This is a genomic window from Ignatzschineria cameli (genome assembly GCF_003121895.1).
Taxonomy (GTDB): Bacteria; Pseudomonadota; Gammaproteobacteria; order Cardiobacteriales; family Wohlfahrtiimonadaceae; genus Ignatzschineria; species Ignatzschineria cameli.
In genome coordinates this window covers 1-14,061 of sequence record NZ_QEWW01000008.1, presented here as the reverse complement: position 1 = coordinate 14,061, position 14,061 = coordinate 1, and the positions used below count along the sequence as shown (strand labels likewise).

Sequence of the window (14,061 nt, the reverse complement as noted above, 5' to 3'; positions counted from 1 at the left end):
TATGAGCAGAAGTTCTCATCAACTACGCAATAATATAATCGGAGGTAAAATGCGTAAAGCCCTTTTCTTTCTACTAATAAGCGTGCTGCCTGGCATTGCTTTAGCGGGAGGTGAGCTCTCTTTTGATGGCCCAAGCCTCTCTCCTCTCTGGTCCATCCCCTTTATCGGGATTATTCTCTCCATTGCGGTTCTTCCCCTCTTTGCCCCGAAATTATGGGATCATCATTATGGGAAGATTGTCTTTGGCTGGACCCTCCTCTTCTTTATACCGCTACTATTGACCTACGATATGAGTATCACGGCAAATATCTTTGCTCATGCACTCATTAAAGAGTATATCCCCTTTATCCTCCTACTTTTAGTGCTCTTTGCAGCATCTGGAGGAATTCATATCTCTGGGAATTTAGTGGCAAGCCCTAAATTTAACGTCTCCCTTTTAGCAATTGGTACTGTTTTAGCTTCAGTGATGGGAACAACCGGTGCTGCGATGCTCCTTATCCGCCCGATTCTGTCAGCTAATAGAAATCGAAAACATCGAATGCATATTCCGATCTTCTTTATCTTCCTAGTTGCTAATATCGGTGGTGGTTTAACACCGCTTGGGGATCCACCGCTCTTTTTAGGTTTCTTAAATGGGGTTGATTTCTTCTGGACATTACAACATATGTTCTTCCCTGTTTTAATCTTCTCGATAATCTTATTAGGACTCTTCTATCTTATCGATAGCTACTACTTCAAAAAAGAGAATATTGCGCCCTCCGATGAGAAGACTACGGTTGTAATTGTTGGAAAACAGAACTTTCTTATTATCTTAGGAGTTCTCGTTGGAATTATTATCTCCGGCATCTGGATTCCTGGTATCTCTTGGGAGGTTTTTGGCGTCGATGTTCACTTAGAGAATGTTCTCCGTGATCTCTTCTTTATCTTCTTAACGATTGTCTCTCTGAAAATTACCTCAGATAAAGTTCGTCAAGATAATAACTTCAATTGGCATCCTATTATTGAGGTCGCTAAGATCTTCGCCGGGATCTTCTTAACCATCGTACCGGTCATTACAATCTTAGAAGCAGGTAAAAATGGTGCCTTTGGTTCAGTAGTCGATATCACTCACACAAGTGATGGTGAACCAATTAATGTGATCTATTTCTGGGTAACCACGGTTCTTTCTGCCTTCTTAGATAATGCGCCAACTTATCTTGTCTTCTTCAAGATGGCGGGGGCTCAAGCGCCTGAAGGTGTCGCAGCTGCTGATTTCTTAATGAATGGCATCCCGGCAACCCTACTTGCGATCTCAATGGGTACCGTATTTACAGGACCATTAACCTATATCGGAAACGCGCCGAACTTTATGGTTAAATCGATGGCAGAGCAGGAAGGAATTAAAATGCCTTCATTCTTCGGATACTTCTTCATTGCAATCATTGTTTTAGTACCGATCTATATCCTGCTCAATTTCATCTTCCTCTAGCTTTAGATTAACCCCAATTAATCTCTATTAGAGGTTGTGAGGAGGTTGTGAGATTTATCGAAAAAGCGCTAGATTTTCTAGCGCTTTCTTGTAATATTTATAGGTCGATCTTTTAATCGTATCGTCCTCTAATCACCGTACTTATAACAATAAGGCAGGATAAAATAAATGACTCTGTTAGTACAAAAATATGGCGGCAGCTCCGTGGCAAATATTGAACGCATTCAAAATGTTGCTCGCCGTATTCAAAAACATCATAACGAAGGCCACCAAATGGTTGTTGTTCTCTCGGCGATGTCCGGAGAGACCGATCGACTTTTAGAGTTAGCCCACGCTATTACCAAACGCCCTAATCCAAGAGAGATGGATGCTCTTGTCTCCACCGGCGAGCAAGTGAGTATCTCTCTTCTCTCTATTGCTCTTGAAGCGATGGGAATTAAGGCAAAATCATATAATGGTGATCAAGCACGCATTCTAACAGACCAGGCGCATACCAAAGCGCGCATTAAGAATATTGATACCTCTGCTATTGAAGCCGATCTTGCAGCAGGTTATGTTGTTGTCGTTGCAGGATTCCAAGGCGTTACAGAAGATGGTTCTGTCACAACTTTAGGCCGTGGTGGCTCAGATACGACTGCGGTTGCTTTAGCTGCAAGCCTCAATGCAACAGAATGCCAAATATTTACCGATGTTGATGGGGTCTATACCACCGACCCACGTATTGAACCAAAGGCTAAGAAGTTAGATAAAATCGCTTTTGAAGAGATGCTAGAGCTCTCAAGCTTAGGTTCAAAAGTTCTACAAATTCGCTCTGTTGAGCTTGCCGCTAAAAACAAAGTTCCAATCCGCGTACTCTCCTCTTTAGTGGAAGGAGGCGAAGGAACACTAATTACTACAGAAAAGGATATTGACATGGAAGCAGCCATTATCTCAGGTGTTGCAACGAGTAAGAATGAAGCAAAAATCACAGTTTTAGGGGTTCCTGATCAACCCGGTATTGCTTTTAATATTCTCGAGCAGATCAGTGATGCCAATATTGAGGTCGATATGATCGTACAAAATATCTCCCAAGATGGTACCACTGATTTCACCTTTACCATCAATGAAGTCGATTTTGATAAAGCACTTGAGATCACAGAAAACTCAGCAAGAGAGATGGGTGCTCGTAAAGTACTCGGTGATAAAGATATCGTTAAAGTATCACTCGTTGGTTTAGGAATGCGCTCTCACGCAGGGGTTGCAAGTCTTATGTTTAAAACTTTAGCCAATGAGAAGATCAATATTAAGATGATCTCTACTTCTGAAATTAAGGTCTCTGTTGTCATTGATAGCAAATATCATGAACTGGCGGTTAGAGCCCTTCATGAAGCCTTTAAACTCGATGAGTAGATTTTAAGTAAAGGTTTAAAGAGATCAATCGGTATCATCAACCTCAAAATCGATTCCATTTAGAAGCTATAACAGATATCCCTCAATGAGATTCTTTCAAGAAAAACCGTTTCCGGTTATACTTTATGAATACTCTTTGAGGGATATTTATATCTTTAAATTTTTGTATTTAATTTCTATATCTAACTTTATATATAGTTCTATATATAATTCTATATAGAGTTCTTTATAGTTTTTTATGAAGTTCTATATAGAGTCTAAATTGAACTTTTGAACTTTTGAACTTTTGAACTTCAATAAGAAAAAGGATATTAAAATCTTTTACCATTATCCCTTTAAGCCACTATTACGATCTGTGCCTTGAATAAACTTAAAATTCACACGAGGATTTACACGATTAAAGAGTCGTAGTGATACTATTTTATGAAAAAAACAAAACTGTTTACTCTTCTTCTCATCTCTCTCTGCTCTCTTCCCATAATCACTTTCGCTGAGCGAAAAATGATGGTGAAGATTGAGGGAATTGATAATAAAAAAGCGTTAACTAATGCCAAAAATGCAACAGCGATCTATGCACTCAATGATAAAGAAGCCCCCCCTGATCTACGAATTGAGTGGCTCTATCAGGAGGGGATCAATCAAATTGCAGATGCATTGCAACCCTATGGTTACTATCGTGCAAAAATTGATGCGGATCTTCTCTATCAAAAAGAGCAAGTCACCGTCATTTATCATGTTAATCCCGGTCCACAGATTCCAATCGGCTCCTTAGTTTTAGAGGTGACCGATCTTGAGGCGATCAAAGAGCGCGATACGCCCGAGGCAGAGAAAGAGTATCAAGCATTTGAGAAGATTATTACCGGAACAAAGATGAAGGTGGGAGCACCCTTAAATCATACTCAATATGAGTCAACCAAAAGTAAGCTCTCAGAAAAAGCCTCTGCTCTGGGTTATTTTGATGCTTACTATCCTCACCATCAGCTCTTGGTCAACCTTATTACCTATCAGGCAGATATCGATCTTGTCATGACTTTAGGTCCTCGCTACCACTTTGGCGATACCACCTTTCACCAAGAGTATTTTGCAACGGAATTTTTAGATCGCTTTTTGCATAATATGCGCTCACAGAATGATTACAGCGATCAGAAGCTGATCCAATTACAATCGACATTTAATGAAGCTGATTATTTTGAAGATGTCGTCATTGTACCGCGTCCAAACTTTGAGGAGAAAGAGGTTCCCTTAGATATCTATCTTCGCCCGCGAAAACAACGAACACTATCGCTTGGGGTAGGTTACTCCTCCGATATAGGCTTAAAAGCGATGGCGGGAATGAATTGGCACTATATCAATCGCTATGGTCATAAACTCTTTACCAATCTTCTCTGGGCGCAAAAGAGACGGGATGCGCTCATCAATTACCAAATTCCAGGCAGCCATCCAGTTCAAGATCGCTACAATATCTTCTTTAACTATAACTTTGAGGATACCTCCACAAAAGATTATACAACCTATCTTGTAGGAGCCTCTAAAGAGCGCGTACGCGATCAATATCAATATGGTTTCTCGCTTCACTACCAATATGACCGCTTTAGAGATATCGAAGGAGTACGACAAAATAGTAAGCTCTTAATTCCAACTCTCTACGGGGAGTGGAAGAGCTCCCCTAACCTCCCCTTTGATCAATTTGGTTTCAAAATTGAGGGGCGCGTTAGAGGTGCCATCAAGAATGTCGCTGCCGATATCAGCTTCCTACAGACAAGTGCCACGATTCATACCTATCTTCCCATTACAGATAGTGATCGATTTGTCTTACGCGCAGGTGCCGGCTACACCAAGATTCGCGATAATGATCTGCATAAACTTCCACCAAGTCTCCGCTTCTATACCGGAGGAGATAATACCGTTCGAGGTTATAAATATGATGGGATTGGCGATAAAGGCTATAACGGCGATATCTATGGCGGTAAAAAGATGGTGATGGCGAGTGTCGAATATGAGCACAAAATTACACCAAGCTTTGCAGTGGTCGGCTTTGTGGATGCCGGCGATGCTTATAATGGTCATGCCAATTTAAAATATGGTGCAGGAACAGGGATTAGATGGTATTCCCCAATTGGATCGGTAAGACTCGATATTGCTCATGGTTTTAATAAAGAGTTTGGTGAAACGGTGAAACTTCACCTCAATATTGGAACTGACCTATAAATAATGATCCCCCTTCCTAAAATGGGGTGCAGGATCGATCAGTCATCAATAGGAGTTATTAAATGCAACAGAACGCCCTTCCAAAATGGTATTTTGAAGTCTTCGAGCGCTATCGTGAGATATTACAGCAGAAAGAGGCTCTCTATTTAGCGCTCAGCGCCGGGGTAGATTCTAATACATTGCTCCATTGGCTCTATACCTTCAGATCTGAGCTTCCTCCCATCTATACGATTCATGTCAATCATAACTGGCATGATAACTACTCCCACCTATGGGCTAACTTTGCACGACAACGCGCAGAGTTTTATGGCTTTACCCATTACCATTATGAAGCATTTTTTGACTTAGAAGAGACATCGGGGTTAGAAGCGGCCGGCAGAGAGATGCGTTATATTAAATTTGGAGAGACAATGAAGCCTAACTCTCTTCTCTGTGTTGCCCATCATCGATCAGATCAAGCTGAAACATTGATGCAACGGCTGTTACGAAGCTCTGGGACACGGGGTCTTGGTGCGATGAGAGATTTTAATACCGTTCAATTTGGGCAATATCAGATCGATCTCTTTCGCCCTTTTCTCTCTATCTCTAAAAAGAGTCTCTATGAAGCGGCAATCGCACTCAATCTTCCCTGGTTAGAAGATTACACCAATCATGAAGCCGATGATATGGAGCGTAATATTATTCGCAATGATCTCTTCAAGCGGATGGAGACACCCTTTCCGCAATATGAAGAGGCATTTTATCAAGTTACGCAATTTATGCAGGAGGCAGACGATCTCCTTTTAGAGCTTGCCGCGATCGATCTAGCAAAGATTGCCCATAACACAACTACCGAGGGAGAAGAGACTCCACCGCTTCATCTCCCCTCTTTAAAAAAATTGAGCCATGCCCGCCAAAAGAATCTGCTGCAAGCATGGATCCGTCCCTACAATCTTATCTTTTCTCAGCGCCAACTAACGGAATTTATCCGAGTCTTTATAGAGGAGATGCCAACCCATCAGACACGTTTTGAACTCGCCCCCTATCTCATTCTCTATTTTCAGGATTATCTCTATCTACAACGAAAATCTCAAGAGAGATCCCTCTTTCAATCATTTCAACTTATCCCTAGCAACAATGCGCCAAGCCATGATTATTGGCAACAATTTTCAACAGAGGATCTACAACTGGTAAAACGACAAGGAGGCGAACGCTTTCACCCGCTCTATCGGGAGCGCAGTCAACAATTAAAAAAATTACTACAAGAGGCAAAAATTCCTGTTTGGGAACGAGATAATTGTTGGTTGCTCAAAATAAGAGAGAGTGGGGAGATTTTATGGATCAACCATCTGGGTTTTGCTAAATCGCTAGAGAATGAGATCAAAGAAGAGGGGTTAGCGCCGGCATTAATCGCGGCAATCCCCGCTTCAGATAACTCATCATCAAAATAGAGATCCTTGAAGCTGACGCCTCAACTTTTTTAAAAACGGCTCAAACTACCCCCGTCAAAACATCTCTTAGATAATAATTTTAAACAATAAATAGCATTTAACTATTGACAAGCGCGCTATAATATTAAGTAGGCCTATCAAAAGGTCACTGCAAAGAGTAGTCGATTCTTTCGATCGACTCTCAAGGAAACATTTAAAACTATTATTTGAGGATATCAATAATGAAACGTCTCTTAATAAGTGCTATAGGCGCACTTCTATTTCCACTCTCTATCTCACTGGCAGAACCCTTAAAAGTGGTTACTAGCTTCTCTATTTTGGAAGATTTCGCTCAAAATATCGGCCAAGAGAAGATTGATGTTGAAAGCATCATCAAGGCAGATCAAGATGCCCACAGCTTTGAACCAACCCCCAAAGATATTATTAAAATTCAGAATGCTGATGTGGTGATACTCAATGGTGTGGAGTTTGATAGCTGGCTCAATAAAATTTTAGAAGCTAATCGCTATGAAGGCATTATTGTCAATGCAAGTCATAATGTCCCTCTCCTACCTTATCATGAGGATGAGAATCATCATGATCACGGTCATGACCACGACCACGACCACGACCACGACCACGACCACGACCACGACCACGACCACGACCACGACCATCATCATGGTGAGTTTGATCCCCATATTTGGCAAGATCCTAAAAATGTCATCATTATGACTGAAAATATTCGTAACGGCTTAACGCTTGCGCAACCTGAATCGGAAGCTTATTTTGAAAATAACTTCGAAGCCTATAAACGTGAATTAGAAGCCCTCAATAATTATGCGAAGCATCTCCTCAAAGATGTTAATCATAATGGGAAATTGATGATTCTTCACGATAGCTTTGGATACCTTGCGAAAGCCTATGATCTACACTTTGTGGCAGTTTCTCATCTCAATCCACTGGCAGAACCTTCGGCAAAAAGAATGTCTGAACTCTATCAGCTTGTTAAAAAAGAGAATATCCGCGCTATTTTCAGTGAAAATATTGCACCTTCCCGTTTCATTAAGACATTGGCAAAAGATCTCAATTTGCAAGATGGGGGAATTCTCTACTCTGATGCGTTAACGACAACACCGCCGGCAAATAATTATATTGGTCTCTTTAAACATAATATCGATCAAATCACCGCTGTTCTGCAAGATTCAAGCTTAACAAAAGCAGATGATGCGAATAAGAAGTAGCCATTTTAAATAATCGAAATATAGGGATAAATATGCTACTATCTTAACCATTTGATCCACTATTATTTACCAAAGCAGAGGCAACTAGAACTATGTCTGAAAATATTGTTCGCACTAACTTTATTCGCCAAATTATCGATAAAGATTTAGAGAGCGGAAAATACCAGCGTCCATCGGATATTCATACCCGTTTCCCACCGGAACCAAATGGTTATCTGCATATTGGGCATGCAAAATCTATCTGTCTCAACTTTGGCATTGCGAGAGATTATGGCGGTCGCTGTAATCTCCGCTTTGATGATACTAACCCGACAAAAGAGGAGATCGAATATGTTGAAGCGATCAAAAAAGATGTCGAATGGTTAGGCTTTAAATGGGATGATCTCTTCTATGCTTCTGACTACTTTGAGAAGTTTTATGAAGCAGCAGTACACTTGATTAAGAAAGGGCTTGCCTATGTCGATGACAGCAGCGCTGAAGAGATTCGTCAAATGCGTGGAACCTTAACTGAACCTGGTATCAACTCACCCTATCGAGAGCGCTCTATTGAAGAGAACTTAGATCTCTTCGCACGGATGCGTGCTGGGGAATTTGAAGATGGCGCAAAAGTGCTTCGCGCGAAGATCGATATGGCATCGCCTAATATGAATCTTAGAGATCCAGCGCTCTACCGTATTCGCCATGAAACCCATCATCAAACAGGCGATCAATGGTGTATCTACCCAATGTATGACTTTGCCCATGCTTTAAGTGATGCTATTGAAGGGATTACCCACTCAATCTGTACATTAGAGTTTGAAGATCATCGCCCACTTTATGATTGGTGTGTTGAAAATGCAGATATGCCTCATACTCCGAGACAGTATGAATTTTCACGTCTCAATATTGAGTACAACGTGATGTCTAAACGCCTCTTAACTCAATTAGTGGCAACCGGCATTGTTGATGGCTGGAATGATCCTCGTATGCCAACCATTTCAGGACTTCGTCGCCGCGGATGTCCTCCAGAAGCACTTCACCTCTTCTGTGACCGGATTGGTGTTACAAAATCTGAAAATATGATTGAACTTCAACAGTTGAGTCAATCGATGCGTGATGTACTCAATGAGATGGCAGATCGTCGTATGGCGGTACTAGACCCCTTAAAAGTAACTCTTACAAATCTTTCTGATGATGAACAGTTAGAGATCGCTAATCATCCTCAAAATGAGAGTCGTGGTACTCGTACTGTCAACTTTAGCAATACACTCTATATCGATCGAGCAGACTTTAAAGAGGAAGCTAATAAAAAGTATAAGCGTCTTGTGCTTGATGGATATGTTCGTCTTCGCGGTGCTTATATCATTAAAGCAACGGATGTGATCAAAGATGATAATGGCGAAATCAATGAAATTATCGCTGAAATTGTTCCGGGAACACTCGGTAAAAATGTGGAAGGTGTTAAAGCACGTGGTGTTATTCAGTGGGTATCCGCTAAAGATGCAATCGACATTACCATTCATAACTATGATGTACTCTTCACTGAAAAAAATCCACAAGGTATGCCGGGAGATATGCTCGATTACCTCAATAAAGATTCTCTCACTATCGTTCATGGAAAAGGTGAACCTGCACTAGCGGAAGCACCGATTGAACAAGCTTACCAATTTGAACGTATCGGTTACTATGCTCGTGATTCTAAAGCAGAAGGATTAGTTTTCAATCGGGTTGTCGAACTGAAAGATAGCTTTGGAGAATAAGTTTGAGTGAGATAATAAAATATGGCCCCTCACTCCTTGAGGGGTTTTTCATCACTATCGCTTTAGGGGTTCTCTCCTTTATCATCGCTGTTATCTTAGGATTTGGCTCTGCCCTATTGGCAATGAGCAAGAATCGTCTTTTGCGTTCAATCTCAAAGATCTATACAACGATCATTCGAGGAGTACCTGATATTGTCCTCATCTTCTTAATCTTCTTTGGATTACAGGAGTTGATGAATCAATTAACTGAGCTTCTCAATCTCAGCCCTATCTTTCTCGATCCATTTGTTTCGGGAATTATTACCATTGGGTTGATTTTTGGAGCATTTATCTCAGAGACCTTTCGTGGCGCTTTAATGTCCGTTCCTAAAGGTCAATTTGAATCTTCTATCGCACTTGGAATGTCAAAACCTCACTTCTATCGCCGAATTATCTTTCCTCAAGCGATGCGCTTTGCATTGCCCGGATTGAGCAATAACTGGTTAGTGATGTTAAAGACAACAGCACTTGTCTCCTTAATTGGGCTCCATGATCTTGTATTTATTGCAAATAATGCCGGTAAAGCAACGCGGCTCTCTTTCGACTTCTATCTCGTCACAGCTTTAGGATTTTTACTCTTAACATCAGCTTCCATTCTGATTATCAAATATCTAGAGCGGCACTATAGTACAGGATTCAATAACGAGGTTTCACTATGATGGATGCGCTAGATGCCATTATTCCAGAACTGCCCGATCTATTGCCGGCAGTCTGGTTAACCATTAAATTAACAGTCATCGCTTCTCTTTTAGGGTTACTCTTTGCAGTACCTCTCTCTATTTTAGCGCTCTCTAAAAATCGCTTGATCACCCTACCGATTGAGCTCTTTAGCTACTTTTTTAGAGGGACGCCTCTTCTGGTTCAGATCTATCTAATCTACTTTGGATTGGGACAATTTGAAGCGGTTCGCAATAGTGGCTGGCTTTGGGATCATGTCTTAACCGATGCCTACAAATGTGCATTGATCGCCTTTACACTCAATACGTGTGCCTATACCATTGAGATCTTTAAAGGGGCGTTAAAACATACACCGAAAGGAGAGATTGAAGCCGGCATCGCCTTTGGAATGAGTAAGTTTACGCTGTTTCGCAGAATTATCTTTCCTTCAGGATTTAGACGAGCACTGCCCGCCTATAGCAATGAGGTGATCTTTATGCTTCATGGAACAGCACAAGCCTCCGTACTTACACTGATCGATATATTAGGATGGGCACGTCGCGTCTATAGCATCACCTACTCCCCCTTTATCCCCTTCCTTATCGCTGCAATTGTCTATCTACTCCTAACATTTGTATTAGTAGCGATCTTTAGATATTGTGAAAAACGGTGGTTATCACATCTAAAACCAACATTCTAAATACCGGAAAATAGATATACTAAAGCCCCTAAACCAAAGACCACTTTCTCTTAAGGTAAAATGGTACTTCCTAGGGGCTTTTATGTCACTTTATATAACAAAGAGTAGATTATAAATAATCTTTGCTATCACTCTCTACCATTTATTATTCTTTAGTACTTCTTACAACTCTTTAATTTATAGCTTTAAATCTCAGCTATCTAATCTTCTTCATTAATAGCAGCCTTACGCTCCGTTTGATTCATTTGAACACGCAACAGCTCCTGAATTTGATTTAAGAGAGCACAACTATCTTCATGACCATTACCACATGGAATCTCTAATATTTGAAGTGATCTTTCAATATCAGGATCAACCCCAAATCCCATCGCATAGATAAGAGCTAACTCATATTGCGCCTGCGCTGAACCCTGATTTGCCGCTATTTGGTAGAGGTTAAACGCTAATGCAGGATTTTGATCCGTTTCACTATAACGATAAATATTAGCTAAATTTAATACCCCTTCCAAACTCCCTCTTTGAGCAGCTTGTGAATACCAATATTTCCCTGCTAATCGATCATTATCAACAAGAAGGTTCCCCAGGAGTATCATGGCATCCACATTATCAAACTCAAAGGCACTTCGCTCTAATGATTTAACAGCCTTCTCCCCACTCACTTCTGTACCAAGCCCATAGAGATAGAGCTGCCCTAAGACAAATAGATCATTTCCATTGACTGCTTTACCATCGGCTACTTCAGCTATACAGTTAAATGTTTCCTCATTCGTTAAACCAACACAACTTTTGGAATCTTTTACAGGAGCATCTGTTACATGAGCTCCATTTAATGCTAGCTGTGGATAGTATAAATCTACATACTCTTTCAGAAAATAGCCTGACGCATTTCCGACAAGAAACAGTAATATCATTGTTATAATTTTTTTCATTATTTACTCACTCACTGTTAGAAAAATAAGAGCATATCGAAACAGATACGATATGCTCTTTATTTTATTGGGTACTAAAAATTATCAATTAATGACTATTGACCATTACAGTTCAAATGCCATACCAACACCTACACCTACCTTATTTTGCGTGTCATAAGATCCTTGAATTCTAAAGCGACCATTCTCACTCATCTTAAATTCAAAACCTAACGACAATGCATGCTCTCCATCATAGCTTGCAACCCCCATACCGATCGAGTATTTAGCATAATCGATATAAGGAATGGAGCTCATCGCCATTGCACCTGCGATACCCGCACTTGCAACCTTACGATTTTGATGTACTTTCTTTTCAAGATTATTGATGCGGTTATTGTAATGACTCAAGGTGTTATTAATGTGTTTAATCTGATTAGTATTAGATGCCACTTGTTGGTTAGTTTCCCAAAGTTGACCACCATTAACAGCCTCTTGTGATCCCTTTTCTACCTTACCATTAGCAACGCCTACAATCTTACGATTCCCCATATTAACAACGGTCTCTTTGTTGATATCTTTATTGTCAGCAATGATAATTTGATTCTTCTCACGATCTAAACTAAAGATTCCATGTTCTTGGACCTTGTTGTTTAAATAGGTCAATGAATCACCCACATTATTAAAGACATTATTATCACCAAAGTTGTACTCAGGCGTTGAGACATAACCATCTTTATCAACCGTTGCACCACCACCGAACATATCTGCAATAGATTGGTTTGATGCATATAATTGACCACCGTTAATAGCGTCTTTCGAATCTTTTGCAACTTTACCATCATTAACACCTGTTAAAGTACGACCTTCATCACCATTAGAGATGTCAAAAGTATTCGCATCTTTTGCAAGCACATTATCAACAACTAAAGATTTACCATCTTCAGAGAGTTGGATAAGACCCGCCTTACCTCCAGTAATATTATTAATATCACCTTCAATATTGGTAATACGATGCTCATGGTTCTCAAGTTTTGTATCATGCCCATCTAAACGACTTTCATGATCATCTAGACGTCCTGTGACATAACCAAATCCATCATTAACATTGGTGATAGGTTTATCTGCTTTTAAGGCATCTGTAAAGTCTACACCTGATAAAACACCATCTTTAACTTCTGCATTACCGCCAAAGGCATCAGCAATCCCCTCAAGATTTTGACCGTTGAGATTCGTAATATTCTCAATCTTTTGATTAGTTTCAAAAAGTTGAGAACCATTTACTGCATCAACCGAATTCTGAGATAATTCACCTTTCGCAACCCCTGTTAAAGTACGCGGATTATTATCATAAGAAGAGAAATCGAAGGTCATCGCATCTTTAGCTAAGCTATTATCAATCACGATTCGATTACCATCTAACTTGACCAAACCTGCCTGACCATCCTTGATTTTATTGATGTTAGTTGTGTTTTGGTCGATTCGGATTTCATGATCTGCAAGCTTGCCGCCCACATACTTAAACCCTTCTTCAACACCATCATCAATTGCTTGATCTTCTGGAAGACCTAATGCAGCTGTATAGTTAGGAGCTTTTAATTGACCCGTCTCCTTATCATACTCTGCACCGCCACCAAATGCCTCAGCAATACCCTCTAACCCAACATCTCCTTTGGCTTGAACATCTTTAAGTTGAGCCACATTTACCGCATCGGTGTCTGCTTCACCTTTCGCAACGCCGATGATTTTCTTGTTACCCGCATTGATACCATCTTGCGTGATGCTTGGGCCATCTTTGATACTTAAGCCTTGATCGCCAAGCGTAACGTTCTCGCCTACTTTCACACCGTCGTTATTCACAACAGTCTTACCAGTAGTGACTGAACCTTTCTCACCAAGGTTGATATTTTCAGCAAGTTTAACATCAAGAGATTTAAGCATTCCCTTCTCATCAATATCAGCAACAACGCCGATATTGTTATCAGTTAAATCACCTTCTGCACCACCTTTAAGGTTAACAACTTCATTTAACTTAACGCCACCTTTGACATCAGGGTTATCACCTGCAAACTTGAGACCATCGTTAAGGTTCGCGATCTGCTGTTGATCACCATTCTTGTCTTTGTAAACGACTCGAACTTCTGTTTCACCATCCTTACCATCCACGCCTGGTTTACCATCGTTAATGACTGTAATAGTCGTCGATGCACCGGGTTTACCATCTTTACCAACAGGACCTGTTAAGCCGATGGAACCATCTTTACCGTTAATCACAACAGCAGCCCCATCTTTACCGTTAA

The 14,061-nt window shown here is 40.6% G+C and carries 10 protein-coding genes; 8 read left to right on the top strand and 2 right to left on the bottom strand.

What is annotated here, in order from left to right; translation table 11 throughout:
- Nucleotides 1-49: 49 nt before the first annotated feature.
- The 8 genes from DC077_RS08865 (at nucleotide 50) to DC077_RS08830 (ending at nucleotide 10,853) form a co-directional block, all read left to right on the top strand.
- Nucleotides 50-1,468 carry a sodium:proton antiporter gene (locus DC077_RS08865; protein ID WP_109202408.1) on the top strand — a complete coding sequence of 473 codons (1,419 nt, stop codon included), beginning with the start codon at nucleotides 50-52 and terminating at the stop codon, nucleotides 1,466-1,468.
- A 168-nt stretch (nucleotides 1,469-1,636) separates the two neighbouring features.
- Nucleotides 1,637-2,857 (top strand): aspartate kinase, encoded by a 1,221-nt coding sequence (locus tag DC077_RS08860; RefSeq protein ID WP_109202409.1) that lies wholly within the window; start codon nucleotides 1,637-1,639, stop codon nucleotides 2,855-2,857.
- 423 nt (nucleotides 2,858-3,280) lie between these two features.
- On the top strand, nucleotides 3,281-5,065 hold the full coding sequence (locus tag DC077_RS08855) for an autotransporter assembly complex protein TamA (RefSeq protein ID WP_109202410.1): 1,785 nt from the start codon (nucleotides 3,281-3,283) through the stop codon (nucleotides 5,063-5,065).
- A gap of 62 nt (nucleotides 5,066-5,127) precedes the next feature.
- Complete coding sequence (gene tilS, locus DC077_RS08850) at nucleotides 5,128-6,495, top strand: tRNA lysidine(34) synthetase TilS (RefSeq protein ID WP_109202411.1); 1,368 nt, start codon at nucleotides 5,128-5,130, stop codon at nucleotides 6,493-6,495.
- A gap of 221 nt (nucleotides 6,496-6,716) precedes the next feature.
- Complete coding sequence (locus DC077_RS08845; RefSeq protein WP_109217979.1) at nucleotides 6,717-7,718, top strand: metal ABC transporter substrate-binding protein; 1,002 nt, start codon at nucleotides 6,717-6,719, stop codon at nucleotides 7,716-7,718.
- Between the two features lie 92 nt (nucleotides 7,719-7,810).
- The gene (locus DC077_RS08840; protein WP_109202413.1) at nucleotides 7,811-9,457 is read left to right on the top strand and encodes a glutamine--tRNA ligase/YqeY domain fusion protein; all 1,647 of its coding nucleotides are present in this window, start codon (nucleotides 7,811-7,813) and stop codon (nucleotides 9,455-9,457) included.
- A 2-nt stretch (nucleotides 9,458-9,459) separates the two neighbouring features.
- On the top strand, nucleotides 9,460-10,155 hold the full coding sequence (locus DC077_RS08835; RefSeq protein ID WP_239990253.1) for an ABC transporter permease: 696 nt from the start codon (nucleotides 9,460-9,462) through the stop codon (nucleotides 10,153-10,155).
- On the top strand, nucleotides 10,152-10,853 hold the full coding sequence (locus DC077_RS08830; RefSeq protein WP_275663936.1) for an ABC transporter permease: 702 nt from the start codon (nucleotides 10,152-10,154) through the stop codon (nucleotides 10,851-10,853). Before DC077_RS08835 ends, DC077_RS08830 begins: the two co-directional genes overlap by 4 nt.
- A 200-nt stretch (nucleotides 10,854-11,053) precedes the next feature.
- Here the strand turns inward: DC077_RS08830 and DC077_RS08825 are convergent, their stop codons facing one another.
- The gene (locus DC077_RS08825) at nucleotides 11,054-11,782 is read right to left on the bottom strand and encodes a tetratricopeptide repeat protein (RefSeq protein ID WP_109202415.1); all 729 of its coding nucleotides are present in this window, start codon (nucleotides 11,780-11,782) and stop codon (nucleotides 11,054-11,056) included.
- 105 nt (nucleotides 11,783-11,887) lie between these two features.
- Nucleotides 11,888-14,061: YadA-like family protein (locus tag DC077_RS08820; RefSeq protein WP_192874942.1), on the bottom strand; the 2,174-nt coding region annotated here is incomplete at its 5' end.

What these genes read in the sequence shown, in the direction of transcription:
- tilS (WP_109202411.1), top strand. Translation starts at nt 5,128, where the DNA reads ATGCAACAGAACGCCCTTCCAAAATGGTATTTTGAAGTCTTCGAGCGC.
- DC077_RS08845 (WP_109217979.1), top strand. Translation starts at nt 6,717, where the DNA reads ATGAAACGTCTCTTAATAAGTGCTATAGGCGCACTTCTATTTCCACTC.
- DC077_RS08830 (WP_275663936.1), top strand. Translation starts at nt 10,152, where the DNA reads ATGATGGATGCGCTAGATGCCATTATTCCAGAACTGCCCGATCTATTG.
- DC077_RS08855 (WP_109202410.1), top strand. Translation starts at nt 3,281, where the DNA reads ATGAAAAAAACAAAACTGTTTACTCTTCTTCTCATCTCTCTCTGCTCT.
- DC077_RS08840 (WP_109202413.1), top strand. Translation starts at nt 7,811, where the DNA reads ATGTCTGAAAATATTGTTCGCACTAACTTTATTCGCCAAATTATCGAT.
- DC077_RS08865 (WP_109202408.1), top strand. Translation starts at nt 50, where the DNA reads ATGCGTAAAGCCCTTTTCTTTCTACTAATAAGCGTGCTGCCTGGCATT.
- DC077_RS08860 (WP_109202409.1), top strand. Translation starts at nt 1,637, where the DNA reads ATGACTCTGTTAGTACAAAAATATGGCGGCAGCTCCGTGGCAAATATT.
- DC077_RS08825 (WP_109202415.1), bottom strand. Translation starts at nt 11,782, where the DNA reads ATGAAAAAAATTATAACAATGATATTACTGTTTCTTGTCGGAAATGCG.